This window comes from Streptomyces sp. AC550_RSS872, from assembly GCF_019049285.1.
Classification (GTDB): domain Bacteria; phylum Actinomycetota; class Actinomycetes; order Streptomycetales; family Streptomycetaceae; genus Streptomyces.
This window is the reverse complement of sequence record NZ_JAGMUL010000194.1, coordinates 1-25,481: the sequence shown is the minus strand read 5'-3', so window position 1 is coordinate 25,481 and position 25,481 is coordinate 1. Positions and strand designations below refer to the sequence as shown.

The following is a 25,481-nucleotide window of genomic DNA, read 5'->3' as shown; positions in this document are numbered from 1 at the left end:
CTTCAGGGCGTTGCCGAGCCGCCTGTCCAGGACGTTCCGCCCTCGGGAGCACTCGTGGCGCTCCCGGCGGCTGCCGCTCAGGGCGTCCGGCATATGGGCCGCCCCGTACCAACCTCCGGTACGGGGCGGCCTGTCTGCTTATCCTGACCGACATGCTGACCATCACCCAGGCCCTCGTCGACCAGATCGTCGCCCATGCGCGCAAGGACCACCCCGACGAGGCGTGCGGCGTCGTCGCGGGCCCGGCCGGCTCGGACCGGCCCGAGCGCTTCATCCCGATGCTGAACGCCGCGATGTCGCCCACGTTCTACGAGTTCGACTCCGGCGACCTGCTCAAGCTCTACCGCGAGATGGACGACCGCGACGAGGAACCCGTGGTCATCTACCACTCCCACACCGCCACCGAGGCCTACCCCTCCCGCACCGACATCTCCTACGCCAACGAGCCCGGCGCGCACTACGTCCTCGTCTCCACGGCCGACACCGACGGCCTCGGCGAGTTCCAGTTCCGCTCCTTCCGGATCGTCGACGGCGAGGTGGCGGAGGAGGAGGTCAAGGTCGTCGAGGCGTACTAGTCGAGGCGTGCCAAGGGGTTGTGAACAGCGCGGTCTCACTCTCCGATCCTCATCCGTCCACGATGTGGGATCACCTTCCGAAAGCCGGACCGGGAATCGATACGATGACCCCATGGTTTCCCATGACGTGAGCGAAAAGACGCCGGGCATGCTGCTCGTGGCGCGGCTGCACGTCGACCTGTGCAGGCTCGCCAGCGCCATCTGTTGACGCGACACCCTGCCGCCGTACGGCCGTGAGCCGCGGCGCTGCACCACGCACCACCCCTGCTGCACTTGCGCTGCCGCGCGCCCCCGACTGACTACTCCCGACAGGAGCCCTGAGCCATGGCCATCGAGGTCCGCATCCCCACCATCCTCCGCACCTACACCGACGGTCAGAAGGCGGTGGAGGGCAACGGGGACACCCTCGCCGAGCTGCTCACCGACCTCGAGACCCGGCACACGGGCATCCAGGCCCGCATCGTGGAGGGCGAGCAGCTGCGCCGCTTCGTCAACGTCTACCTGAACGACGAGGACGTCCGCTTCCTCGACGGCATCAACACCAAGCTCGCCGACGGCGACAACGTCACGATCCTGCCGGCCGTGGCCGGCGGCATGGCCTGATCCGGATGCGTTACGACTCCCCGCTGGCCGCGGTGGGCAACACCCCTCTGGTGTGCCTGCCGCGGTTGTCGCCGTCCGCCGACGTCCGCATCTGGGCCAAGCTGGAGGACCGCAACCCCACCGGCTCGGTCAAGGACCGCCCCGCCCTGCACATGATCGAGCAGGCGGAGAAGGACGGCCGTCTGACGCCCGGCTGCACCATCCTGGAGCCCACCTCCGGCAACACCGGCATCTCCCTGGCGATGGCGGCGAAGCTCAAGGGCTACCGGATCGTGTGCGTGATGCCCGAGAACACCTCGCAGGAGCGCCGGGACCTGCTCGCCATGTGGGGCGCGGAGATCATCTCCAGCCCGGCCGCGGGCGGCTCCAACACCGCCGTACGGGTCGCCAAGGAACTGTCCGCCGAGCATCCCGACTGGGTGATGCTCTACCAGTACGGCAACCCGGACAACGCGGGCGCCCACTACGCCACGACCGGCCCGGAGATCCTCGCCGACCTCCCCTCGGTCACCCACTTCGTCGCCGGCCTCGGCACCACGGGCACCCTGATGGGCGTCGGCCGGTATCTGCGCGAGCACAAGCCGGACGTCAAGATCGTCGCCGCCGAACCGCGCTACGACGACCTGGTCTACGGCCTGCGCAACCTCGACGAGGGCTTCGTACCCGAGCTGTACGACGCCTCCGTCCTGACCACCCGCTTCTCGGTGGGCTCGGCCGACGCGGTCACCCGCACCCGCGAACTCCTCCAGCAGGAGGGCATCTTCGCGGGCATCTCCACCGGGGCCGCGCTGCACGCCGCGATCGGCGTCGGGAAGAAGGCGCTGAAGGCGGGGGAGTCCGCCGACATCGTGTTCGTCGTGGCCGACGGCGGCTGGAAGTACCTCTCGACCGGCGTCTACACGGCCGCCACGACGGAGGCGGCCATCGAGACCTTGCAGGGCCAGCTGTGGGCGTGAAACGCGCCCCGTAGCGGGCCCGCAGACGGAATCCTGCTGCTCGGCGGAGCGCCTACGCGAGGTGACGGACCTGGTCCCACACGACCGGGTCCATCACCCCAACCCTCCGCCGGAAGTCCGACACCGGTACGTCCCGCAGCTCGCCCGTCTCCAGGAAGCTCGCCCGCCCCCGGGTGTCCCCGACGGACCCCGGCGGCAACGGGATCACGCCGCAGCGCTCGTCCCGGTACTTGCTGGTGATCTTGGCGACGGTGACCTGCTGCCCGCGCACCGCGAGCACCAGACACGGCCGGTCCTTGGCTCCCGGCCCGTCCTCGTAGGGCACGTTCGCCCACCAGATCTCCGCGGGCGCCGGTCGGACGGCACCACGCCCCCGCGAACGAGCCGGAGTGCGCCGGTCCGACCGCCCCGGCGGACGCGTCCGCCGCTTCTCGGGACGCCGCCCGAGCCCCCACCCGTCCACGAGCGCGGCGACGAGCGCGAGCAGTATCACCGCCGCGAGCGCCAGCCACCATGACGTGTCCATAGGCACGACGGTACCGGCGCCCCACCACCCCCGCGCGTCACGGCTCTACGGGATCAGGGAGTTGTACAGCTTGACCACCTGACTGTCGAACGGTGGTGCTCCGAGCGCCTTCGCCGCCGGGATGACCGACTCCTCCAGGAAGCGTCGGAACTGTTCTTCCGTCTCCCACACGTCGATGACCTGCCACCCACCCCCCTCGCCAGGTGCTCCGAAGTGCGCGACGAGTCCGGCGGGCGGATTCGTGCGATCCGGGATCGCCCGGTCGAAGGTGGCCTGGTAAAGCTCCTGGTTCCACTCCGCACCCTGATTGACGACCAGCACGGCCATGTCCGGATCCCTCCACTCACTCGGGCAACTCTCTTTCCGACGCTACGTCCGGGTATAGGTGACAGCGACCGGAGATGACCCTCTCTACGCCACCCGGGGCCGACCTCGAACAACTGGACAGCGTCAGCAGCCGAACCGGTGACACCACAGGTGAGTTCGCCCACAACAGCCCTTGGCGGAGGAGCGACCGGAGGTTTTGCGCCTTACGCTCGACAAACCGCACGACCCCCGACGCCCCAACTCTCGATCTTCTGGATTTCCCGCCAGCGGAGGTTTCTGTTTCATGAAGCTCACCGTCGTCGGCTGCTCGGGGTCGTTCCCGTCCGCGGAATCGGCCTGCTCGAGCTACCTCGTCGAGGCCGACGGCTTCCGGCTGCTCCTCGACCTGGGCAACGGCGCCCTGGGCGAGTTGCAGCGCCACTGCGGTCTCTACGACCTTGACGCGATCTTCCTCAGCCATCTGCACGCCGACCACTGCATCGACATGTGCGCGTATTTCGTCGCGCGCTACTACCGGCACGACGGCGGCCGCTGCGACCCGATCCCGGTCTACGGACCCGAGGGCACGGAACAGCGCCTGACCACCGCCTACGCCGACACCCCCACCGCCTCGTCCATGAGCGAGGTCTTCGACTTCCACACGGTCAAGCCGTCCACCTTCGAGATCGGCCCGTTCACGGTGCACACGGAACGCGTGGCCCACCCGGTGGAGGCGTACGGCATCCGGATCGAGCACGCCGGGAAGATCCTGACCTACTCCGGTGACACGGGCATCAGCACGGCCCTGGACGAACTGGCCCGCGACGCCGACCTGTTCCTGTGCGAGGCCGCGTTCACGCACGGCAAGGAGAACATCCCCGACCTGCACCTCAACGGCCGCGAGGCGGGTCAGACCGCGGCCCGCGCGGGCGCCCGCCGCCTGGTCCTCACCCACATCCCGCCGTGGACCGACCCCCAGGTCAACCTGGCCGACGCGCGCGAGGTCTACGGCGGTCCGGTGGAGCTGGCGGCGCCCAGGCAGACGTACGAGATCTAGCCGGTCGAGCCCGTACGGGGTTCAGGCCCGTATGCGCGCGAAGGCCCCGGAACCTTCCCGGTTCCGGGGCCTTCGTCGTTCGCCGGAGGTCGTGGGCCGGACGGCCTACTTCGCCTCCGCCTTCTGGAGTTCGGCGAGTTCCTCGTCGGACTCGCGTCCCGGCGTCGGCAGGTTGAACTTGGTGATCGCGAACCGGAAGATCACGTAGTAGAGCGCGGCGAAGCACAGGCCCACCAGGGCCAGGCCCCACGGGTTGGTCGCGATGCCCAGGTTCAGGCCGAAGTCGACCGCGCCGGCCGAGAAGCCGAAGCCGTCCTTCATGCCGAGCGCCCAGGTGAGAGCCATCGAGACGCCGGTGAGGACCGCGTGGACGGCGTACAGGACCGGCGCGATGAACATGAAGGTGAACTCGATGGGCTCGGTCACGCCGGTGACGAAGGACGTCAGCGCGAGGGAGAACATCATGCCGCCGACGACCTTGCGGCGCTCCGGACGGGCGCAGTGGACGATCGCGAGGCACGCGGCCGGCAGTGCGAACATCATGATCGGGAAGAAGCCGGTCATGAACTGTCCGGCGCTCGGGTCACCGGCCAGGAAGCGCGCGATGTCGCCGCTCTTGCCCTCGTACTCGCCCGCCTGGAACCACGGGAACGAGTTCAGCAGGTGGTGCATGCCGATCGGGATCAGGGCGCGGTTGGCAACACCGAATATGCCGGCGCCGACGGCGCCCGAACCGACCAGCCACTCACCGAAGTTGTGCAGGCCCGTACCGAGGACCGGCCAGATGTAGCCGAAGACGATGCCGATGACCAGGCCCGCGAAGGCGGAGACGATCGGGACCAGCCGGCGGCCGCCGAAGAAGCCCGCCCAGTCCGGGAGCTTGGTGCGGTACAGGCGCTGGTAGAGGAGGGCGACGACGATGCCCATGACCACACCGCCGAGGACCTTGGCGTCCACGGGTGCGTCGACCATCACGACCTTGCCGTCGACGGCCTTCGCCACCTGCGGCAGGTTCGGGTCGGTGAACGTGGCCAGCACGTTCTTGAAGACCAGGTAACCGACCACGGCCGCGAGCGCCGTGGAGCCGTCCGACTTCTTCGCGAAGCCGATCGCGATACCGACGGCGAACAGCAGCGCCATGTTGTCGAGGATCGCGTTGCCGCCGGCCGCCATGAAGCCCGCGATCTTCGTCAGGAACGCGGGGTACTCCGGGTCACCCAGCATGTCCTCGTTGCCGAAGCGGACCAGGAGGGCGGCTGCGGGCAGGACCGCCACCGGCAGCATCAGGCTGCGGCCAATGCGCTGCATCACAGCCATCGCCGCGGCGCCCTTTTTCTTCTCGGCCGCCGGAGCGGCGCTGGCCGTGGTCACAACTTCCTCCAGGGGGTCCCCCCGGCCGTAGGCTGGGGAAGGGCATGGCGCCGCCCGGGGACAGGAAGGGACGGCGGCGTCTGGTCTACACCACTCAGTGGTGTAGACCTGTTGTAGCACGGTGGGGGCGATATAAGGAACCCGTGAAATCCGCAACCGGAGTGCTACACGCAGTGCCCTGGATCTTCGGACCTCTGGTCAGCCCTTCGTGACGTCCTCGACCTCCTCCTCCGGCTCTCTGCCCGGAGTCCTGAGATCGAACTTCGTGATAGCGAAACGGAAGATCGCGTAATACACGACGGCGAAGCCGAGGCCGATCGGAATGATCGCCCAGGGTTTCGTGGCCAGCTGCCAGTTGATGATGTAGTCGATCAGGCCGGCCGAGAAGCTGAACCCGTCGTGGACCCCCAGCCCCCAGGTCACCGCCATGGACACCCCCGTCAGCAGGGCGTGCACCGCGTACAGCAGCGGGGCGATGAACAGGAACGAGTACTCGATCGGTTCCGTGATCCCCGTGACGAACGAGGTCAGCGCCACCGACGTCATCAGACCGGCGATCTCCTTGCGGCGGTGCGGCTTGGCGCAGTGCGTGATGGCGAGGGCCGCGGCCGGCAGCGCGAACATCATGATCGGGAAGAAGCCCGTGGTGAACAGGCCGGCGTTCGGGTCGCCATCGAGGAACATGTTGATGTCGCCGTGCACCACCTCGCCGTCGGGCTTGGTGTAGCTGCCGAACTGGAACCAGATGGGCACGTTCAGGAACTGGTGCAGCCCGATCACCAGCAGCGCGCGGTTGGCGACGCCGAACACGCCCGCGCCCCAGGCGCCCAGGTCCCGCATCCAGTCGCTGAAGTTCTCCAGCGCGTCACCGATCGGCGGCCAGACCCACAGGCACAGCACCGCGAAGACGATCGACACGAACGCCATGATGATCGGGACGAGCCGCCGCCCGTTGAAGAAGCCGAGCCAGTCCACCAGTTTGGTCCGGTGGTAGCGCTGCCAGAAGAAGGCCGCCAGCAGACCGATGACGATGCCGCCGAACACACCCGGGTTCTGGTACTCGTACGCCACCCCCGCCACGTCGGTCACGGCGCATCCGAGGGGGGCGATCTCCTTCGTCCCGGGCGGGCAGTCCTGCGGGAACTCCCGCAGCACGCTGTAGTAGACGAGGAACCCCGTCACCGCCGCCAGCGCCGTCGAGCCGTCCGCCTTCTTCGCCATGCCGATGGCCACACCGACGCAGAACAGCAACGGCAGCCCGAGCGAGCTGTCGAGCAGTCCGCCGCCTGCGCCGTCCATCACCTTCGAGACGTTGTCCCAGCCCAGCCCGTCCTCTCCGAACACGTCAGGCTGGCCGAGGCGGTTGAGGATGCCCGCGGCCGGCAGGACGGCGATCGGGAGCTGGAGGCTGCGGCCCATCTTCTGTAGCCCCTGGAACGCGGCCTGCCCCCGCCGGCGGGCGGGGGAGGTCTCGGTCTCGGCACTCATGGGTTGGCGACCGCCTGTCAGGTGGTGTAGACCAGTTACCGACGATTGGGTTGCTGTGACGTCATCCTTCGGTACTCACCACGCACCCGCTCGTAAAGTTGGGCCAACCGTGCGTGAGGAGACCGAAATGGCCAGCAAGGCTGAGAAGATCGTCGCCGGGCTCGGCGGCATCGAGAACATCGAGGAGATCGAGGGCTGCATCACCCGGCTCCGCACCGAGGTGAGCGACGCCTCGCTGGTCGACGAGACCGCCCTGAAGGCCGCCGGCGCCCACGGTGTCGTGAAGATGGGCACCGCCATCCAGGTCGTCATCGGCACCGACGCCGACCCGATCGCGGCGGAGATCGAAGACATGATGTGAAGCGCGGGCATCGTCCCCGGCTTCAGCCTCTGAGGGACTCCCGGCATCACCCCTGAGGGCCCCTTCCCACCACGGGAGGGGGCCCTTCCCCGTGGGGGGCTAGGCTCAGCGCCATGGCAGCTACCTCCTCAGTTTCCCGAATCGACGGCCGCACCCCCGGACAGCTCCGCCCGGTCACCATCGAACGCGCCTGGAGCAAGCACGCAGAGGGCTCCGTCCTCGTCTCCTTCGGCGACACGAAGGTCCTGTGCACCGCCTCCTTCACCGAAGGTGTCCCGCGCTGGCGCAAGGGCAGTGGCGAAGGCTGGGTCACCGCGGAGTACGCCATGCTGCCGCGTGCCACCAACACCCGCGGCGACCGCGAGTCCGTCCGGGGCAAGATCGGCGGCCGTACGCACGAGATCAGCCGCCTCATCGGCCGCTCCCTGCGCGCCGTCATCGACTACAAGGCGCTCGGCGAGAACACGATCGTCCTCGACTGCGACGTCCTCCAGGCCGACGGCGGCACGCGTACGGCGGCCATCACCGGCGCGTACGTCGCCCTCGCCGACGCCATCTCCTGGGCCCAGGGCAAGAAGGTGATCAAGGCCGGCCGCAAGCCGCTCACCGGCACGGTCAGCGCCGTCTCGGTCGGCATCGTCGGCGGCGTGCCGCTCCTCGACCTCTGCTACGAGGAGGACGTGAAGGCCGACACCGACATGAACGTCGTCTGCACCGGCGACGGCCGCTTCGTCGAGGTCCAGGGCACCGCCGAGGCCGAACCCTTCGCCCGCGAGGAGCTCAACGCCCTGCTGGACCTGGCGGTTTCGGGTTGCGGGGAGCTGGCGGAACTCCAGCGCAAGGCGCTTGATACCGTCCTCGAAAAGTAAAGGACGCACCAAGAAGAGCCGCAGCTCCGGGCAACCGCGCAGCCTTCCCCGGCGTCAGTAGGGGTACGGGCGTACGGCACACCGCTGTACGCCCGGCCAGTGACCGACGGGGGCCCTGCGAGGCCTGGGAGCAGGGAGGGAAACGTCAACCATGGCCACGAGCCGACGCCGCCGGAGCCGTATCGCCATAGCCGCCGCAGCCGTTGCGGCAGTCGGACTGACGGCCGGGCTGACCACCGGCTGCGACGCCGTCAGCAAGGCGATGGACTGCGTCCAGACCGCAGACGCCATCGCCGACAGCGTCACCGAACTCCAGCGGGCCGTGGAGAGCGCCGCGAACGACCCGACGCAGCTCGAGGAGTCGCTGACCTCCATCGACAAGAACCTCGACAAGATCGGCGACAAGACGGACGACGCCGACGTCAACAAGGCCGTGGACGATCTACAGACGGCCGTCACGAACGTTCGCGACGCGGTGAAGAACGGTGACGAGACGCCGGACATCAGCCCTGTCACGGATGCGGCCGGGGAACTGACCAAGGTTTGTACGCCGTAGCGTTTGCGTGGCGGGGTGCGCGGGCGTCTGCGGGTTCGTTGTGGCTGGTCGCGCCCACGCGGCGGAGCCGCATATCGATACAGCCCCGCGCCCCTTCCGGGGGCGCGGCCGCGAGGGCGTTAAAAGGTCCACGCGATACTGGTGCCCATGACCCGCCTCATCCTCGCCACCCGTAACGCCGGAAAGATCACCGAGCTCCGGGCGATCCTCGCCGACGCAGGGCTGCCTCATGACCTCGTCGGCGCGGACGCCTACCCCGACATCCCCGACGTCAAGGAAACCGGCGTCACCTTCGCCGAGAACGCGTTGCTCAAGGCGCATGCCCTGGCGCAGGCGACCGGGCTGCCCGCTGTCGCCGACGACTCGGGGCTGTGTGTCGACGTGCTCAACGGTGCCCCCGGCATCTTCTCTGCCCGCTGGGCGGGCAAGCACGGGGACGACCGGGCCAATCTGGAGCTGCTGCTGGCCCAGCTGGGCGACATCGACGACGCCCATCGGGGGGCGCACTTCGCGTGTGCGGCGGCGCTGGCGTTGCCGGACGGCACGGAACGGGTGGTCGAGGGACAGCTCAGGGGCACTTTGCGGCACGCCCCCGTCGGCACCAACGGGTTCGGGTACGACCCGATCCTCCAGCCGGAGGGCGACACCCGCACCTGCGCCGAGCTGAGCGCCGAGGAGAAGAACGCCATCAGCCACCGCGGCAAGGCCTTCCGGGCGCTCGTGCCGGTCGTACGGGAACTGCTCGCGAAGTGAGCGCAGAAGCGAGCAGGAAGTGGTGCGGCCGGAGGGACTCGAACCCTCACGGGTGTTACCCCACTGGGACCTAAACCCAGCGTGACTGCCAATTCCACCACGGCCGCGTGACCTTGCCCGGCCATGCTACTGGCCGGGCCGGGTGGTCAGATGCCCAGATCCTTGATGATCTTCGCCACGTGGCCGGTCGCCCGCACGTTGTACAGCGCCCGCTCGACCTTGCCCTCCTCGTCCACGACGATCGTGGACCGGATGACGCCCATGTACGTCTTGCCGTAGTTCTTCTTCTCGCCGTACGCCCCGTACGCCTCGGTGACGGACTTCTCCGGGTCAGCGAGCAGCGTGACCTTCAGGGACTCCTTGTCGCGGAACTTGGCGAGCTTCTCCGGCTTGTCGGGGGAGACCCCGATGACGTCGTAGCCCGCGCCCGCCAGCAGCTCCAGGTTGTCCGTGAAGTCGCAGGCCTGCTTGGTGCAGCCGGGCGTCAGGGCCGCCGGGTAGAAGTACACGATGACCTTGCGGCCCTTGTGGTCCGACAGGGACACCTCGGTGCCGTCGGCGTCGGGCAGGGTGAAGGCGGGGGCCACGTCCCCCGGCTGGAGTCGCTCGCTCATCGGACCAGCGTAACCGGGGAGCCTGACAGTGCGGTCCGGCGTGGAGCTGACAGACTGTCCGGAAACAGCATCAGCTTCACTTCGGAGGCCGAACCGTGGCGGACACGTCGGACACCAGAACCCCGGCGCAGATCGAGGCGGACATCAAGGCCCGTCGCGCAGCCCTGGCGGAGACGCTCGACGAGATCGGGGTACGTGTGCACCCGAAGACGATCGTCGGCGACGCCAAGGCCAAGGTCGTCTCGAACATCGACCACACGCTCGGACGGGCCTATGTCGGGGTCAACCGGGCCGTGAGCGATGTGCGGGCCAAGTTCACCGACGAGGAGGGCGCGCCCCGGCTGGAGCGGATCGTGCCCGTCGCCCTCGTCGCCGTCGGTCTCGTGGGCCTGCTGGCCCTCGGCACCCGGCGCCGCAAGGGCTGAGCGACGGCAGACCCGGCGACGTACCCGGGCGGCAAAGGCAGGTAGGTTCAAAGGCGTGAGCGCCAACAGAAACGAGCACAGCAGCCACCACGACAAGCTGCCCATCCGGATGCTGCACGACCGTGTACTCGTGCGGCAGGACACGAGCGAGGGCGAGCGGCGTTCCGGTGGCGGCATCCTGATCCCCGCCACCGCGGCCGTCGGCCGCCGGCTGGCCTGGGCCGAGGTCGTCGCGGTGGGGCAGAACGTACGGACCGTGGAGACCGGCGACCGGGTCCTGTACGACCCGGAGGACCGCGCCGAGGTCGAGGTGCGCGGCGTCGCGTACGTGCTCATGCGCGAGCGCGACCTGCACGCCGTGGCCGCGGACCGCTTCGAGGGGTCCGAGGACTCGACCGGCCTCTACCTGTAACTGCGGTACCTGTGACCCAGCAGTACCCGTGATTCTGTGGTTCAAGGGGCTGGTGACCATCGTCACCAGCCCCTTGTGTTTCTGTGCTTACTGAGCGGTCACTGGTCCGGCCGCCCGGTGTTCACTGTCTGCGGGTCGCGCTCTGCGGCCCGGCCGTGGTTCCCGTCGTGCCTCCGCCACCGGTGTCCGTGCCGCCGGTGGAGGTGTCGCCGCCCGTGCCGCCTCCGGTGTCGGTGCCTCCGGTTGAGGTGTCGCCCGTGGTGCCGCCGTCGGTGGTGCCTCCGGTGTCGGTGCCCCCGGTCGTCGTGTCGCCGGTCGTGCCGCCGTCGGTGGTCGTACCGCCGTTGTCGCTGCCCCCGGTCGTCGTGTCGCCCGTGGTGCCGCCGTCCGTCTGGCCCGGCGTCTCACCGCCACCGGTCTGGCCCTCGGTGTCCTGGCCCGCGGTCGTCGTGTCCCCGGTGGTCCCGCCGTCGTTCTGGCCGCCGGTGCTCCCATCGCCCTGCGTCGGGTCCGTCGTCGGGTACTGGGGCTGGTCGGCGCCCTCCTGGAGCTCCAGGTCGAAGTCGCGGACCGGCTCACCCTTCAGCGCCGTCTTGGTGTACTGCGCCCAGATGTCGGTGGGCGCGCCACCGCCGTTGATGCGGTTCAGGCCCATCACGCCGTACAGCGACTTGTGCTTGGCCGTGACCGGGTCCTGGCCCATGACGGACACGACGGTGGCCAGGTCGGGGGTGTAGCCGGCGAACCAGGCCGCGGTGTCCTCCTCCGCCGTACCGGTCTTGCCCGCGGCCGGGCGGCCGGCGGCCAGGGCCGCGGTGGCGGTGCCGCTGTCGACGACACTCCGCAGCACGGACGTCGTGGTGTCGGCGGCCTCACGGCTGACGGCCTGGGAGGTCTTGCGCTCCGGCAGCTCGATGACGTCGGCGCCGTCCTTGGTGACCCGCTCGATCATGGTGTACGTGCCGTGCTTGCCGTGGTTGGCGAGCGTCGCGTAGGCCTGCGCCATGTCGAGGACGCTGGCCGTGGCGACGCCCAGCGCGATGGACGGGGACGGGTACAGCTCCGGGGTGCTGCCGGGCAGGCCGAGCCCGACCGCGGTGTCCTTCACCTTCTCCGGGCCCACGTCCACGGCCATCTGCGCGTACACCGCGTTGACGGAGCTGTTGGTGGCCGAGCGGACGGTGATGTCGCCGTAGGAGTGCTGGTCCTCGTTCTCCGGGTCGTAGGTCCCGCCGCTCCAGCCCTGCACGGGGCGCTTGTTGGTGCCGTCGTAGATCGTGTTCGGGGTGATCGGGCGGCCGTCCTGCGTGGTCGACTCGTTCTGCACGGCCGAGGTGAACACGAACGGCTTGAAGGTGGAGCCGACCTGGAAGTCCCGGCGGGTGGCGTTCGGGGTGTACTGCTTCACGTAGTCGATGCCGTTGTACATCGCGACGACCTTGCCGGTCTTCGGGTCGACGGAGGCGCCGCCCGCCCGGACGTAGTTGTCGACCTTGTTGTTCTTCTTGTCCAGCTTCGACATCAGCTGGTCGTTCACGGCGTCGACGAAGGCGTTCTGCTTGTCCTTCTGGAGCGTGGTGGTGATGCGGTAGCCGCCGGCCTCCAGGGAGTCCTTGTCGACGATCTTGTTCTGGGTCAGGTAGTCCTTCACGATCTGCACGATGTAGCCGCGCTGACCGGAGAGGTTGGTGGAGGTCGAGGCCTCCTTCGGCATCGGGAACTTCATGCCCGCCCGCTCGGACTGGCTGAGCCAGCCCTTGGTGACCATGCCGTCCAGCACGTAGTTCCAACGGGCCACCGCCGCGCCCTTGTTCTCCGGGTGCGCGACGACGTCGTACTCGCTGGGCGCGTTGACCAGCGCGGCCAGATAGGCGGCCTGGGCCGGGTCGAGGTCCGCCGCGTCGATGCCGTAGTAGGCCTGGGCGGCGGCCTGGATGCCGTAGGCGTTACGGCCGAAGAAGCTGGTGTTGAGGTAGCCCTCGAGGATCTCGTCCTTGCTCTTCTCGCGGTCCAGCTTGATCGAGATGAAGAACTCCTTCACCTTGCGGGTGACGGTCTGCTCCTGACGCAGGTAGTAGTTCTTCACGTACTGCTGGGTGATCGTCGAGCCCGACTGCTTGCCCTTGCCGGTGACCGTGTTCCAGCCGGCGCGCAGCATCGCCTTCGGGTCGATCGCGGACTCGCTGTAGAAGTCACGGTCCTCGGCGGCCAGGATCGCGTGCTGGGCGTCCTTGGACATCTGCGCGAGGGTCACGTTCTCCCGGTTGACCTCGCCGTCACGGGCGATCACCGACCCGTCCGCGTACAGATAGACGTTGGCCTGCTTGGTCGCGAGGGCGTTGGCCGGCGGGATCTTGACCATGGAGTAGCCGAGGAAGAACAGGCCGAAGAGCAACAGTGCGCCGATGACGAAGGTGCTCAGCACCATCCGCCAGGTCGGGATGATCCGCCGCCAGCCCGTCCTCTTCGGCCGCTTGGGCTTCACGTTCGGCTGCTGCGCCTGTGGCTGCGGCTGCGGCTCGTCGCTCATCTCGTGCACGGACTCCTGTTTCGCGTCGTACGTTCCCGTACGCCTCGTACGCCTGCTGCGCCCCCATTGCTGAAGACTCTCGCACCGGGCGTTCCGTTCCCGGAAACCGGAGCGTGTCTGCGGAAAGTGAGCAGACTCTCGTACCGCGCCGCCCGGAAATTGCCTGGCAGCCCGGGCCTCGCGCGCACTAGGCTCCTGCGCTTCGGTGCCGGGCGCGGGGGCGAGGAGGGCTGTGGGTGTGGGATCGGGGCGGTTGTACTTAGCCGTCGCTGTGGGCGGATTCAGAAGATACGCGACCTATCGGGCGGCGACGGCGGCCGGGGTGTTCACCAACACCGTCTTCGGCGTGATCCTCGTCTACACCTACCTGGCGCTGTGGGACGAGAAGCCGCATCTCGGCGGCTACGACCAGGCGCAGGCCGTCACCTATGTCTGGCTCGGACAGTGCCTCTACGCCACCCTCGCCATCCAGGGCGGCGGAGCCGAGAAGGACCTGATGGAGCGAATCCGCACGGGTGAGATCGCCGTCGACCTGTACCGGCCGGCCGACCTCCAACTGTGGTGGCTGGCGGGCGACGTGGGCCGGGCGTTGTTCCAGATGCTGGGACGCGGGGTGATCCCGTTCGTGTTCGGCGCCGTCTTCTTCCCGATGGCGCTGCCGACGGAGATCACCCCGTGGCTGGCCTTCCTGGTGACCCTGCTGCTCGCGGCGGTGGTCAGCTTCGCGATCCGCTATCTGGCGGCCCTGAGCGTGTTCTGGCTGATGGACGGCATGGGCGTCAACCAGGCCATGATGATCACCGGGATCTTCTTCTCCGGCATGGTGCTGCCCCTGAACGCCTTCCCGGGTGCCCTCGGCGAGATCGTGCGGGTGCTGCCGTGGGCGGCGCAGATCCAGATGCCGGCGGACGTGCTGATGGGGGAGACCGACCCCTTGCGGGCGTACGCCTTCCAGGCGGCGTGGGCGGTGGTGCTGCTGGCGGCCGGACGGCTGGTGCAGTCGGCGGCGACGCGGCGGGTGGTGGTGCAGGGTGGCTGAGACATCCGCAGGCAGCACGGCTGAGACCTTCGGGGGGTCCAGGGCGGGTGAGGCGCTGCGGGCCTACCGGCTGATCGCCGGGATGTGGATCCGGTCCTCCATGACCTACCGCGCCTCCTTCGTCATCACGGTCCTCGGCAACCTGCTGGTGACCGGCCTGGACTTCGTGGCGATCCTGCTGATGTTCTCGCAGGTCGACTCGCTGGGCGGCTGGTCGCTGCCCGAGGTCGCCTTCCTGTACGGGCTGTCGGCGACCGCGTTCGGGCTCGCCGACCTGACCTTCGGCTCGATGGACGTCCTGGGCGCCCGGATGCGCGACGGCTCCTTCGACATCCTGCTCGTGCGGCCCGCCCCGGTGCTCGCCCAGGTCGCCGCGGACCACTTCGCGCTGCGCCGCCTGGGCCGGATCACCCAGGGTGTGCTGGTGCTGGGCTGGGGGCTGCTGACGGTCGACGTCGACTGGACGGCGGCCAAGGTGCTCCTGGTGCCGATGATGCTGGTCAGCGGCGGGGTGATCTTCTGCGCGCTGTTCGTGGCGGGCGCGGCCTTCCAGTTCCTGGCACAGGACGCCGCCGAAGTGCAGAACGCGTTCACGTACGGCGGCACCACGCTGTTGCAGTACCCCCCGACCGTGTTCGGCAAGGACTTCGTGCGCGGGGTGACGTTCCTGCTGCCGCTCGCCTTCGTCAACTGGGTGCCGGCCGCGTATGTGCTGGAGCGGCCGTATCCGCTCGACCTGCCGCAGTGGGCGGCCTTCGCGTCGCCGCTGGTGGCGGCGGTGTGCTGTGCGCCGGCCGGTCTGGCGTGGCGGGCCGGGCTGCGGTCGTATCGGAGTACGGGAAGTTAGGGGCGGACGATGGCGGACACGAACACGAGCACAGACGCGGACACGCGTACGGACACGGACGCGTTCATCGAACTCGACGGCGTCGAGAAGGTCTTCGACGTACGCAAGAAGACCGGTTTCCTGAAGCGGGAGCGGCGGCAGGTACGGGCCGTCGACTCGATCTCCTTCACCGTGCCGCGCGGCGAGATGGTGGGCTACATCGGACCGAACGGCGCCGGCAAGTCGACGACGATCAAGATGCTGACCGGCATCCTGACCCCGAGCGGCGGCCGCCTGCGCGTGGCCGGCATCGACCCGTCCCGCGAGCGCAACCGGCTCGCGCACCGCATCGGGGTCGTCTTCGGCCAGCGCACCACCCTGTGGTGGGACCTCCCCCTGATCGACTCGTACAAGCTGATGCACCGCATGTACCGCATCCCGGACGCCCGTTACCGCGAGAACCTGGACCGTCTGGTCGAACTCCTCGACCTGTCCGCCCTGTTGGACGTCCCGGTGCGCCAGCTCTCCCTCGGGCAGCGGATGCGCGGCGACATCGCCGCGGCGCTGCTGCACGATCCGGAGGTGCTGTACCTGGACGAGCCGACGATCGGTCTTGACGTCATCTCGAAGGCCAAAGTCCGGGAGTTCCTACGGGAGTTGAACGCCGAGCGCGGTACGACGGTGCTGCTGACCACGCACGACCTCCAGGACATCGAGCAGCTGTGCTCGCGGGTGATGGTCATCGACCACGGGCGGATGATGTACGACGGCCCGCTGGCCGGCCTGCACGAGGTGGGGGAGAGCGAGCGCACCCTGGTCGTCGACCTGGAGCGCGAGCTGCCGCCGATCGAGGCGCCGCCCGCGCGCGTGGTCAAGGTGGAGGGCCCGCGGCAGTGGCTGGCGTTCCCGGCGGCCGAGTCGGCGGCGGTGCTGGTGGCGCGGGTCGCGGCGGAGTATCCGCTGGTGGACCTGTCGGTGCGGGAGCCGGACATCGAGACCGTGATCGCGAAGATGTACGCGGAACAGACGGAGCAGGCGGAACAGACGGAGCAGACGGAGCAGGCGGGGAACGCCGGGAAGGCGATCTCGTAGCCCCGGGGCGGTGTTGCTCGTAGGCTGCTGTACATGACCGACGATGTCCCGGAGCTTCGCGCCTCCGACGCAGATCGTGAACGAGTCGCCGAGGTCCTGCGGGACGCCCTCGCGGAGGGACGTCTCGACATGGAGGAGTTCGAGGAACGCCTGGACGCCACGTACAAGGCTCGTACCTACGGGGAACTGGCGCCGATCACCCGGGACCTGCCCGTCGGCGCGGTGGCCGTTCCCAAGGTCGACATGGTCAAGAAGCCCGAGTGGGAGGCGAGTTGGGCTGACCGGATCGTCGGCGGGGAGGGGTCGTCGACGTGGGGCGTCGCCGTGATGGCGGGGTTTCAGCGCAAGGGGCGGTGGACGGCACCGAAGCGGTTCACCGGCGTCGCCTTCATGGGCGGCGGGGAGATCGATCTGCGGGAGGCCGACTTCGCCGACCGGGAGATCGTGATCAACTGCATCGCGATCATGGGCGGGATCGAAGTGATCGTGCCGCCCGGCGTCGAGGTCGTGGTGCGCGGTATCGGCATCATGGGCGGCTTCGACGAACGCGAGGACAGCGTGCCGGGGGAACCGGGAGCGCCGCGGGTGATCGTGACCGGGCTCGCCTTCTGGGGCGGCGTCGAGGTCCAGCGCAAGCAGACGCGGGCGCAGCGGCGAGCGCTCCGCGAGGAACGCCGGCAGGAGAGGTTGGAGCGGCGCGAGGAGCGGCGCGAGGAGCGGCGGGAACTGCGGGCCTCGCACCGGGAGGAGCAGCACGAGGCCCACCGGGAGCTGCTGGAGGAGCATCGGGACATGTGGCGGCACGGCAAGCGGGGGGCGCGGGAGCGGGGCGAGGACTGAGCCGCGGGTTGTCCGGCACCCGGCGTCGTGGCTCCGCGGAGCCTGCCGCCTACAGCTCCGCCGGAGCCGCCCCCTTCAGGTCCTTGAGATCGAAGGTCTCCGCCATCCGTTCGTAGCCCCTGTCGCTCGGGTGGAGGTGGTCGCCGGAGTCGTAGTCGGGGCGCAGCTTGCGGGGGTTGTACGGGTCCCGCAGGGCCTGGTCGAAGTCGGTGACCGCGTCGAAGACCTTGCCGGCCCGGATCTGGGCGTTGATCTGCTGGCGTACGTTCTCGCGGGCGTCGGTGTAGCCGCGGTGGCCCTGGAAGGGCATCAGGGTGGCGCCGACGACCTTCAGGCCGCGGGCGTGGGCCCGGCGGACCAGGGTGCGCAGGCCGTTCAGGATGCGGTTCGGGGCGGCGAGTTTCGGGTTGCGCAGGATGTCGTTGACGCCGAGGTCGATGACGACGACCTTGACGTTCGTACGGGACAGGACGTCACGGTGGAAGCGGCCGACGCCCGCCTGGTTGTCCGCGGGGCGCCCGCGGCCGTTGACGAGGATCTGGTTGCCGCTGATGCCCTGGTTGACGACGCTGTAGCGCGGCACGTCCTGGCCGGCCGCGACCGCCGCGCGCAGCCGGCGCGAGAGGACGTCCGTCCAGCGGCGGTTGGCGTTCTCGGTGGACGTGATGCCGTCGGTCAGGGAGTCGCCGAAGACCACCACGGTGCCGTCGGACTCGTTGCTGAGGACGTCCAGTGCGGTCAGGTAGCGCCAGGAGCCGACCTTCCCGGTGTACGCCACGCCGGTCGTGTCCTCGGTGAGGTCGCCCTGAGCGACGTAACTGATCTGGCGCGCGTGCGGATGGAAGGTCACCGGGCCGGACGGGGTGGGCGAGAAGGTGGTGACGAGGATGTCGGTGTCCGCGGGGATCGCGAGGCGCACGGCGTCGCTCAGCACCTCCCGCCCGGGCGGGATGACGACACGGGTGTTGCCGCCGAAGGTCAGCCGCCGCATGGTGTCCGCGATGGCCGCCGCCGTCCCGGTGCCCGCGGCGACGGCGATCGACGCGTGCGTGAGGGTCAGCGCGGACTGGCCGTAGAGGTTGGACAGCGTGATCCGCACGCTCGTGCCGCCGACGCTCGTGTGGACGACGTTGCGCACCGAACGGCCCGCCAGGCCCTCGACCTCGGTGCCGGACTCGGCGCCGACCGGCGAGGCGGACCAGGCACCCACCCAGATGCCGGTGGAGGCGGGTGCGGCGGGGTTGCGCGGCGCGCCTTCCCCCGTGGGGGCGGTCCTTTCCGTGGCACTGCCGTGGTCGGAGGCGATTCCGACGTATATGGCGGTCGAGACCGCCACGATCAGGGCGATGACCCCCGAAAGCAGGGCATAACCGTAACGCCTGGTCATGCGGTGCGTATCTCCTCGGGCGGATGGGAGCCCGAGGCTCCGATGTGATCACCTCATGATGCGTCATAAGGCAGAGAGGAGTGGCAGGGACCCCCCATTGGGCCGCCAGAGTTCACCCGGACTTCGCCATCGGCCTCCCCCCACCGGACAGACGCCGGGAACTCTTGATTCGTTCCAGGAGTCGGTCAGGAAGGGACAATGTGTGCGGGGGATCCTGGACGGGTGGAGTGGAATGGAACGTACGAATCCGGATGAAACGGGAACACCTGGCGTAGACATGCATGCCCGGTCGGACGTCGCCGATAACCGGCACGTGCCCGCGTCGGCCGTTCGTGCGATGAGCACGTTCACCGCCGCCGACGAGGAGAAGCAGCGCGGCGTACGGCGGATGAAGATCACCGCCACCGGGCTGCTGCTCTTCGTGGCGCTGGTGTACGTCCTCGCCAAGGTCGCCTCGAACCAGGGTGCCGGCGAATGGGCGCACTATGTCGCCGCGGCCGCCGAGGCCGGCATGGTCGGCGCCCTCGCCGACTGGTTCGCGGTCACGGCCCTGTTCCGCCACCCCCTCGGCCTGCCCATCCCGCACACCGCGATCATCCCCAACAAGAAGGACCAGCTGGGCGTCTCCCTGGGCGAGTTCGTCGGCGAGAACTTCCTCTCCGAGGACGTCGTACGACAACGCCTGCGTGCCGTCGGCATCGGCAGCCGCCTCGGCGCCTGGCTGGCCGACCCCGAACACGCCGACCGCGTGACGGCCGAGCTGTCTGCGGCCCTGCGAGGCGCCCTGACCGTCATGCGGGACTCGGACGTCCAGGCGGTCGTGGGCGAGGCGATCACCCGGCGAGCCGACGCCCAGGAGATCGCGCCCGGCATAGGAAAGATGCTGGAGAAGATCGTCGCGGACGGCGGCCACAAGCGGGCCGTCGACCTGATCGTCGCGCGGGCCCAGCACTGGTTGATCCTGCACGACGAGGAGATCATGCACGCGGTCCAGGGCGGCGCCCCCGGCTGGACCCCGAGATTCGTCGACAAGAGGGTCGGCGAGCGCGTCTACAAGGAGCTGCTCCGCTTCGTCACCGAGATGCGCGACATGCCCTCCCACCCGGCCCGCGGCGCCCTCGACCGCTTCCTCACCGACTTCGCCTCCGACCTCCAGTCCGACACGGACACCCGCGCGCGGGTCGAGCGGCTCAAGGGCGAGGTGCTCGGGCGCGGCGAGGTCCAGGACCTGATCGCCTCCGCGTGGACCGCCGTACGCTCGATGATCGTCTCGGCGGCGGAGGACGAGCGCAGCGAGCTGCGGCTGCGCGTACGTGCCTCGCTGCTGTCGCTGGGCGCGCGGATGGCGGTCGAACCACGGCTCCAGGCCAAGGTCGACAGCTGGGTGGAGGGCGCGGCGGTGTACGTCGTGACCACCTACCGCAAGGAGATCACCTCCCTGATCACCGACACCGTGGCCGGCTGGGACGCCGGGCACACGACCAAGAAGATCGAGGCGCACATCGGCCGCGACCTCCAGTTCATCCGGATCAACGGCACGGTGGTGGGCTCGCTCGCCGGACTGGTGATCTACACGGTGTCGCGGGCGCTCGGGGCGTAGGCCTCCGGCGGTGGGGCCGGGATGCCTGCGGCGGCCCGTTGCCGGCCGGTGGGGGTGCGCGTAGCGCCTGCGGGTGTGGGTAAGCCCGACGCGGATGAGCCACAGCCGACGCCGATGAGGAGCCGTATCCGATGACCATCCGCAGGATCGTCCCCAACCACCAGGTCGAGTCCGAGAAGCAGCTGGAGACGAGCCGGGATTTCTACGGCCTGCTCGGCTTCGAGAAGGTCATGGACATGGGCTGGGTGATGACCATGGCGTCCCCCGCCAACCCCACCGCCCAGATCAGCTTCTTCACCGAGGAACGCACCGCCCCCGTCGTCCCCGACCTGAGCGTGGAGGTCGAGGACGTCGACGCCGTGTACGCGCAGGTCGTGGCGTCGGGCGCGGAGGTCGTACGGGAGATCCGGGACGAGGACTGGGGCGTACGACGGTTCTTCGTACGGGACCCGGCCGGACACGTGGTGAACGTGCTGACCCACCGCGCCTAGCCCCCGCCGATGCTCGGGGCGAGCCCCAGCCGCCCAGCTGCCACGCCCCGAAGGGCTGCGGCTGTTTCAACGACGGCACGGCAGCGCCCAAATGGGGCGCGGGGAACGACGCGACAAGCCACGATGGCGCCGCAGCCGCTTGACGACCGGTTTTGGCGCCCTGCATTGCGCTCGGCGGTGCTGCAACGTCCTAAGGGGGGCGCGGGGAACTGCGTGACGAGCCATGGCGGTGCCGCAGCCGCTTGACGGCCGGTTGTGGCGCCCTGCATTGCGCTCGGCGGTGCTGCAACGTCCTAAGGGGGCGCGGGGAACTGCGTGACGAGCCATGGCGGTGCCGCAACGCCCTAAAAGGGGCGCGGGGAACTGCGCGACTAGCCACGACGGTGCCGCAGCCGCTTGACGGCCGGTTTTGGCGCCCTGCATTGCGCTCGGCGGTGCTGCAACGTCCTAAGGGGGGCGCGGGGAACTGCGTGACGAGCCATGGCGGTGCCGCAGCCGCTTGACGGCCGGTTGTGGCGCCCTGCATTGCGCTCGGCGGTGCTGCAACGTCCTAAGGGGGGCGCGGGGAACTGCGCGACCAGCCACGACGGTGCCGCAGCCGCTTGACGGCCGGTTGTGGCGCCCTGCATTGCGCTCGGCGGTGCTGCAACGCCCTAAAAGGGGCGCGGGGAACGGCGCGACCAGCCACGACGGTGCCGCAGCCGCCCGACAACCAATGGCACCCCCGCGGAGCGCTACGCGCCACGCCGGTCCGCCACCGCCCAGGACGCCAGCGCCACCGCCCCCGCCACCCCGAACACCGCCGGCCAGGCGCCGACCTTCTTGGCCAGCGGATGCGACCCGGCGAAGGCGGCGACATACGCGGCGGTCAGCGCCCCCGCCGCCTTCCCGCCCGCCTGCTGCCGCCACTGTTGCGCGGCCGCGGCCTCCGCGACGGCCAGCACGGCCCCGCCGAGCTGCCGCTTCCTGGTCCAGCGGGCCACGCCGTACCCGCCGACGAGCCCTCCGGCGGCGACCACCGCGCTGGGAACCTTCGCCATGTCTGCCTCCGAACACCACGGCCGACCGCTTCGGCCGAGCCTGGACACCCGAGGCTAACCGGCCTGCTGCCTGCGGAACTCGGCCCGGGCCCGCAACTCCGACATGTACGCCGAGCCGATCGCACCCCCGGCGGCGACCAGGGCGAGCCCGAAGACGGCCGGATTGACGTACCCCGGCACATCACCGTTGTCGTAACTCCCGCCGTCGCTCGTCTCGCAGACGAACCCGAGCGGGATGTACGTGACCTGGTGGTCGACGATCTCGATGCCCTGCCGACTCCGCTCCTGCCAGCCCGCCGTACGGCAGGACCGGGCCGGCGCCGAGTCGGTGCCACCGTCCTCCGCCGTCATGACCGCGCCGCACACGGCGAGCAGGCCCCATGCGTACAGGGCACACGCCCCGGCGCCCGCGAGGGCGGCGAGGCCGCGCAGTACGGCGGGAGCGCTCGCGCGCCGCAGACCGTGGTCGGCCAGCGTGCGGCCGCCGTATCCGCACAGGCCCACGGCGACGATCACCGCGATCACGACGAACAGCAGGATCAGCAGGAACACGTGGCCTCCAGGCAGGGCCGACGACGCCGGGTGCGCCGAGTCCAACAGGGCCCGATGCACCCGGCTGTGGCGGACGCCACACTTTCGGCAACAGCGGTGTCACAGAAGCGGGTTCACAGAAGCGGGTTCACGGACAGGGCGTCACGGAAACGGCGCCGCCGCAATGGCCTCACAGCACGTCCGCCAAGCGGTCCACCTGGTCCGGGTCGACGCCGTAGCAGTAGAGCACGACCTCGTCGGCGCCCAGGTCGGCGAAGGCGGCCATCGCGGCGCGGATCTCGGCCGGGGTGGTGAGGAGCCCGGCGACCATGCGGTCGGCCATGCCGGTGAAGGCGTAGTACGCGTGCATCCGGGCGCGCGCGTCGTCGATCACGTCCGGCGGGCCGAGCGCGACGTTCACCTGGGCCACGAGACGGGGCTGCCCGTCGCGGCCGTACTCCATCCAGAACCCGCGGACGGTGTCGAACAGACCGCCCGCCCAGGAGGGCGCCGCCGCGCAGAGGAAGCCGTCGCCCCAGCGTGCGACGCGTTCGAGCGCGGCGGGCTTGAAGCCGCCGAAGAGGATCTCCGGGCCGCCGATACGGGCGGGCACCGGGCCGATGGGGCCGACGCCGTCGCCGTACGGCTCGCCGTGCCACAGGCGGCTCATGGCGGTCATCTGCTCGTCGAGGCGCCGCCCCCTGGTGCGCAGGTCGGTGCCCGCGGCCAGGTGGTCGTCGTCCCGGCCGCCGATGCCGAGGCCGAGGACGAGCCGCCCTCCGGTCATCCGGTCCAGCGTGGCGGCCTGCTTGACCAGCAGGGCGGTGTTGCGCAGCGGGGCGAGCAGCACCTCGGTCTGGACGCGGATCCGCGAGGTCGCGCCCGCGAGGACGGCCAGGGCGACCAGCGGCTCCGGGTTGTCGTAGACGAGCCGGTCGAGCAGGCCGAGTGTGCTGAAGGGGCCGGCGTCGGCGCGCCGGGCCCAGGTGAGAAGGGCGGCCGGGTCGCCGATGGGCAGGCCGATGCCCACGTCTGTACCGACGTTCATGAAGGGGCCTCCGAATGAGGGGTCGACAAGGACTGCCGCCCCTCCTGCACCTCCACGAGGTGGGACGCTCCCGCGCTGCGGCTTCTTTCCGGGGAACGTCTCTTCGAAGTGAACTCACTGTAGGGCGGGCCGGTTCAGCGGAACAATCCATTTGCTCAGCGGGACACGGCACCGATGAGCCAGGATCGCCGGATGCGCCCCGTCCGAGCCGCCGATGAACTCCCGGACACACTTCCAGACTGATCCACCGACAGACGGGCACGCGCGTACTGACGCCGATCGTGACCGACTGAACCTCACACCCCGTCGAGCAGGGACATGAGGCCGTGGTCGAGTTCCGGTCCCAGCTCCTCTCTCCCTGGCTCGACGACGGCGTACGACCGTTGCAGAAACCGCCGGAGAGAAGCCGTCCCGAACCGGATCGCGGCCATGCCGTGCGGCGCGTGGAACTCGACGACCGTACGGGACCGCCCGCACGGTCGTATGCGTACGTCCCCGATCCCGGCCGCCGCGTCAAGCCCCTCCTCCAGCAGCGAGCGGGCGAACGTCCAGGTGACCCCGTCCGCGTCGGCCGAGACATGCGCGGGGAAGCCGATGTGCACGGCGAAGGGTTCGGCGGCGAGGTAGCGCAGCGTGGGGCGGATCGGGAGCTGCGGGGAGCCGGGGGTGACGAGGCGGGCGCGAACGGGCTGTTCAAGGGTGAGGGGCATGGACGTTCTTCTCCGTGGTCGATGTCTGCTGCCGGTCTGCCGGTCTGCCGGTCTGCCGGTCTTGGTGCGCTTTCTCGACCACGCGGCAGCCCTGTTGATTACGCGGAACGACCGCACGCGCCTGTGATCTAAGTCACGCGAACCATTTACTTGAGATTTTAGTCATCTACGCTGACAAACCCGTTCGCGCCCTTCAGCCCAGCAGGCAACCGGAGCGTTCCAGCCATGTCAGACGGTTCCGCAAAGGTGCCCGCCCAGGCGACACCTCCCGTGTCCACCACCGCCTCGTACGCCCGTATCTACGAGGAACAGCAGCCGCGCCTGGTCGCGTTCGCGCGCTCGCTCACCCGCAACAACTCCTGGGCGGCCGAGGACCTGGTCGCCGAGGCGCACTTCCGCGTCTGGCGGCGGCTGTCGGCCGGGCACGAGATCGAGAACGTGCCTGCGTACCTGATGACGACGGTGCGGCACCTGGCGGCGACGGCCGGCGGCGAGGCGCGCGAGACCCCGCACCACGACCCGCAGGTCGCCGAGCGGGCGCAGGCCGCCGCCCACGCCGAGGGCATGGCGGACCCGGCCGAACAGGTCTCCTCGGTCGACCTGTTGGTGCGGGTGCTGGGCCAACTGCCCGAGCGCTGGGTGCAGGCCCTGTGGCTCGCGGAGGCCGAGGGGCAGCCGCTGGAGACGGTCGGGCGGCGCATCGGCGCCAAGGAGGGGGCGACGGCCGTACTGCTGCACCGTGCCCGCGAAGGCATGCGGCAGGCCTTCCTCCGCTCCCAGACGGGCGCGCCCGACGACCCCGCGTGCGAGGTCCACTGGGTGCGCATGCCGGCGTACGTCCGCGGCAACGCGACCCCGCGCCAGTCGGAACGCCTGCTCGCCCACGTGGACGCCTGCGACGACTGCCGCGGCCGGCTCGCGGTACTCATGCGCGCCAACGACCGGCTGCCCGCGCTGGTCGGCCCGGCCCTGCTGGTCTTCGGCCTGGGCGCCGCGGGCAAGTTCCTGCTGCCGCTGGCCGCGGGGTCCGCGGGCGCGACGGCCGCCCTGAGCGGCCAGGTCGGCGCCGCGCTGCACGCGGCCCGCCAGGCGGTGACAGGAGGCGGGTCCGGTGGGGCCGGCGCTGCGAAGGTACCCGCCGCCCTCGCGGCCGGCGCGACGGTCACGGGTATGGCCCTCGCGATGGTCCTGGCCCTGGGCACGGGCAGCTCTACGCCGACGCCCGCGCCGCCGCGGGTTCCGCTGGCGGAGGCGCCGGTGGGGCAGCCGTCGGCGGGGGCGGGGGCGGGGGTGCGGCCTGGTTCGGGGACGGGGGTCGGGGAGCGGGTGCCCGGGGATCCGGGTGGGTCTGTTGGGGTGCCTACGGTGCCGGTGGCGGCCGAGGTGGCCGAGGTCCCCGAGGTGGCCGATGCCAAGCAGGTCGACCAGCGCCTGGTGGATGGTGGGGCTGAGGTTCTGGTCGCTGGGGGCGGGGC

General features: G+C 69.9%; 29 protein-coding genes and 1 tRNA gene. 18 read left to right on the top strand and 12 right to left on the bottom strand.

The genetic code is table 11. The features are described 5' to 3' along the window. Nucleotides 1-152: 152 nt before the first annotated feature. The 4 genes from KUM44_RS40100 to KUM44_RS40090 all read left to right on the top strand — a co-directional run bounded on the left by KUM44_RS40100 (nt 153) and on the right by KUM44_RS40090 (nt 2,134). Nucleotides 153-575 (top strand): Mov34/MPN/PAD-1 family protein, encoded by a 423-nt coding sequence (locus tag KUM44_RS40100; RefSeq protein WP_217214700.1) that lies wholly within the window; start codon nt 153-155, stop codon nt 573-575. A 112-nt stretch (nt 576-687) separates the two neighbouring features. Continuing rightward, nucleotides 688-783 (top strand): putative leader peptide, encoded by a 96-nt coding sequence (locus KUM44_RS47825; RefSeq protein ID WP_019759525.1) that lies wholly within the window; start codon nt 688-690, stop codon nt 781-783. A gap of 116 nt (nt 784-899) precedes the next feature. After that, complete coding sequence (locus KUM44_RS40095) at nt 900-1,178, top strand: MoaD/ThiS family protein (protein ID WP_217214699.1); 279 nt, start codon at nt 900-902, stop codon at nt 1,176-1,178. A 5-nt stretch (nt 1,179-1,183) separates the two neighbouring features. Next, nucleotides 1,184-2,134, top strand: coding sequence for a PLP-dependent cysteine synthase family protein (locus KUM44_RS40090; protein ID WP_217214698.1), 951 nt, complete (start codon nt 1,184-1,186; stop codon nt 2,132-2,134). Nucleotides 2,135-2,186: 52 nt separating this feature from the next. Here KUM44_RS40090 and KUM44_RS40085 read toward each other — a convergent pair whose 3' ends face one another. Then, entirely contained in the window at nt 2,187-2,660 is a 474-nt protein-coding gene (locus KUM44_RS40085) for a type II toxin-antitoxin system PemK/MazF family toxin (protein WP_217214697.1), read from the bottom strand. A gap of 45 nt (nt 2,661-2,705) precedes the next feature. Then, on the bottom strand, nt 2,706-2,987 hold the full coding sequence (locus KUM44_RS40080; RefSeq protein ID WP_217214696.1) for a hypothetical protein: 282 nt from the start codon (nt 2,985-2,987) through the stop codon (nt 2,706-2,708). 283 nt (nt 2,988-3,270) lie between these two features. Between KUM44_RS40080 and KUM44_RS40075 the strand changes: the two genes are divergently transcribed. Next, nucleotides 3,271-4,023: an MBL fold metallo-hydrolase gene (locus tag KUM44_RS40075; RefSeq protein ID WP_217214695.1), complete on the top strand. Its 753-nt coding sequence runs from the start codon at nt 3,271-3,273 to the stop codon at nt 4,021-4,023. A 105-nt stretch (nt 4,024-4,128) separates the two neighbouring features. Here KUM44_RS40075 and KUM44_RS40070 read toward each other — a convergent pair whose 3' ends face one another. Both KUM44_RS40070 and KUM44_RS40065 read right to left on the bottom strand, forming a co-directional pair. Continuing rightward, nucleotides 4,129-5,394 (bottom strand): PTS transporter subunit EIIC, encoded by a 1,266-nt coding sequence (locus KUM44_RS40070; protein ID WP_217214694.1) that lies wholly within the window; start codon nt 5,392-5,394, stop codon nt 4,129-4,131. A gap of 198 nt (nt 5,395-5,592) precedes the next feature. Next, entirely contained in the window at nt 5,593-6,882 is a 1,290-nt protein-coding gene (locus KUM44_RS40065) for a PTS transporter subunit EIIC (RefSeq protein WP_217214693.1), read from the bottom strand. A 127-nt stretch (nt 6,883-7,009) separates the two neighbouring features. Between KUM44_RS40065 and KUM44_RS40060 the strand changes: the two genes are divergently transcribed. From KUM44_RS40060 to rdgB, 4 genes are all read left to right on the top strand, one after another. Then, nucleotides 7,010-7,243, top strand: coding sequence for a glucose PTS transporter subunit EIIB (locus tag KUM44_RS40060; protein WP_217214692.1), 234 nt, complete (start codon nt 7,010-7,012; stop codon nt 7,241-7,243). 113 nt (nt 7,244-7,356) lie between these two features. Continuing rightward, nucleotides 7,357-8,112: a ribonuclease PH gene (gene rph, locus KUM44_RS40055; RefSeq protein ID WP_217214691.1), complete on the top strand. Its 756-nt coding sequence runs from the start codon at nt 7,357-7,359 to the stop codon at nt 8,110-8,112. A 151-nt stretch (nt 8,113-8,263) separates the two neighbouring features. Continuing rightward, complete coding sequence (locus KUM44_RS40050) at nt 8,264-8,668, top strand: hypothetical protein (protein WP_217214690.1); 405 nt, start codon at nt 8,264-8,266, stop codon at nt 8,666-8,668. Nucleotides 8,669-8,815: 147 nt separating this feature from the next. Beyond that, nucleotides 8,816-9,421: an RdgB/HAM1 family non-canonical purine NTP pyrophosphatase gene (rdgB, locus tag KUM44_RS40045; protein ID WP_217214689.1), complete on the top strand. Its 606-nt coding sequence runs from the start codon at nt 8,816-8,818 to the stop codon at nt 9,419-9,421. Between the two features lie 20 nt (nt 9,422-9,441). Here the strand turns inward: rdgB and KUM44_RS40040 are convergent. Both KUM44_RS40040 and bcp read right to left on the bottom strand, forming a co-directional pair. Continuing rightward, nucleotides 9,442-9,528 (bottom strand) — tRNA-Leu (locus KUM44_RS40040). 39 nt (nt 9,529-9,567) lie between these two features. Further along, nucleotides 9,568-10,035 (bottom strand): thioredoxin-dependent thiol peroxidase, encoded by a 468-nt coding sequence (gene bcp, locus KUM44_RS40035; protein WP_217214688.1) that lies wholly within the window; start codon nt 10,033-10,035, stop codon nt 9,568-9,570. A 95-nt stretch (nt 10,036-10,130) separates the two neighbouring features. On the opposite strand from bcp, the gene KUM44_RS40030 reads away from it, so the two are divergent. Both KUM44_RS40030 and KUM44_RS40025 read left to right on the top strand, forming a co-directional pair. Next, nucleotides 10,131-10,460 (top strand): DUF3618 domain-containing protein, encoded by a 330-nt coding sequence (locus KUM44_RS40030; RefSeq protein WP_217214687.1) that lies wholly within the window; start codon nt 10,131-10,133, stop codon nt 10,458-10,460. Between the two features lie 55 nt (nt 10,461-10,515). Then, a complete protein-coding gene (locus KUM44_RS40025; RefSeq protein WP_217214686.1) occupies nt 10,516-10,872 on the top strand; it encodes a co-chaperone GroES in 357 nt (118 codons plus the stop codon). Between the two features lie 121 nt (nt 10,873-10,993). Here the strand turns inward: KUM44_RS40025 and KUM44_RS40020 are convergent, their stop codons facing one another. Continuing rightward, the gene (locus tag KUM44_RS40020) at nt 10,994-13,402 is read right to left on the bottom strand and encodes a transglycosylase domain-containing protein (RefSeq protein ID WP_217214685.1); all 2,409 of its coding nucleotides are present in this window, start codon (nt 13,400-13,402) and stop codon (nt 10,994-10,996) included. Between the two features lie 238 nt (nt 13,403-13,640). On the opposite strand from KUM44_RS40020, the gene KUM44_RS40015 reads away from it, so the two are divergent. From KUM44_RS40015 to KUM44_RS40000, 4 genes are all read left to right on the top strand, one after another. Continuing rightward, entirely contained in the window at nt 13,641-14,441 is an 801-nt protein-coding gene (locus KUM44_RS40015; protein WP_217214684.1) for an ABC-2 family transporter protein, read from the top strand. 82 nt (nt 14,442-14,523) lie between these two features. Then, on the top strand, nt 14,524-15,288 hold the full coding sequence (locus KUM44_RS40010; RefSeq protein ID WP_217214760.1) for an ABC transporter permease: 765 nt from the start codon (nt 14,524-14,526) through the stop codon (nt 15,286-15,288). Between the two features lie 9 nt (nt 15,289-15,297). After that, nucleotides 15,298-16,359: an ATP-binding cassette domain-containing protein gene (locus KUM44_RS40005; RefSeq protein WP_217214683.1), complete on the top strand. Its 1,062-nt coding sequence runs from the start codon at nt 15,298-15,300 to the stop codon at nt 16,357-16,359. Between the two features lie 33 nt (nt 16,360-16,392). Then, the gene (locus KUM44_RS40000) at nt 16,393-17,199 is read left to right on the top strand and encodes a DUF1707 domain-containing protein (RefSeq protein ID WP_217214682.1); all 807 of its coding nucleotides are present in this window, start codon (nt 16,393-16,395) and stop codon (nt 17,197-17,199) included. Between the two features lie 49 nt (nt 17,200-17,248). Here KUM44_RS40000 and KUM44_RS39995 read toward each other — a convergent pair whose 3' ends face one another. Beyond that, entirely contained in the window at nt 17,249-18,586 is a 1,338-nt protein-coding gene (locus tag KUM44_RS39995) for an SGNH/GDSL hydrolase family protein (protein WP_217214681.1), read from the bottom strand. 337 nt (nt 18,587-18,923) lie between these two features. Here KUM44_RS39995 and KUM44_RS39990 point away from each other — a divergent pair, with 337 nt between their 5' ends. Continuing rightward, nucleotides 18,924-20,186, top strand: a complete 1,263-nt coding sequence (locus KUM44_RS39990; protein WP_217214680.1) for a DUF445 domain-containing protein — start codon at nt 18,924-18,926, stop codon at nt 20,184-20,186. Between the two features lie 131 nt (nt 20,187-20,317). After that, nucleotides 20,318-20,677 carry a VOC family protein gene (locus KUM44_RS39985; protein ID WP_217214679.1) on the top strand — a complete coding sequence of 120 codons (360 nt, stop codon included), beginning with the start codon at nt 20,318-20,320 and terminating at the stop codon, nt 20,675-20,677. Nucleotides 20,678-21,411: 734 nt separating this feature from the next. On the opposite strand, the gene KUM44_RS39980 is transcribed toward KUM44_RS39985, so the two are convergent. The 4 genes from KUM44_RS39980 to KUM44_RS39965 form a co-directional block, all read right to left on the bottom strand. Beyond that, nucleotides 21,412-21,717, bottom strand: a complete 306-nt coding sequence (locus KUM44_RS39980; protein WP_217214678.1) for a hypothetical protein — start codon at nt 21,715-21,717, stop codon at nt 21,412-21,414. A gap of 54 nt (nt 21,718-21,771) precedes the next feature. Next, entirely contained in the window at nt 21,772-22,269 is a 498-nt protein-coding gene (locus tag KUM44_RS39975; protein ID WP_217214677.1) for a hypothetical protein, read from the bottom strand. Between the two features lie 169 nt (nt 22,270-22,438). Then, complete coding sequence (locus KUM44_RS39970; protein ID WP_217214676.1) at nt 22,439-23,296, bottom strand: LLM class flavin-dependent oxidoreductase; 858 nt, start codon at nt 23,294-23,296, stop codon at nt 22,439-22,441. 296 nt (nt 23,297-23,592) lie between these two features. Further along, entirely contained in the window at nt 23,593-24,006 is a 414-nt protein-coding gene (locus tag KUM44_RS39965) for an SsgA family sporulation/cell division regulator (RefSeq protein WP_217214675.1), read from the bottom strand. Between the two features lie 225 nt (nt 24,007-24,231). Here KUM44_RS39965 and KUM44_RS39960 point away from each other — a divergent pair. Next, nucleotides 24,232-25,481 (top strand): sigma-70 family RNA polymerase sigma factor (locus KUM44_RS39960; protein ID WP_217214674.1); only part of this gene is annotated, 1,250 nt, incomplete at its 3' end.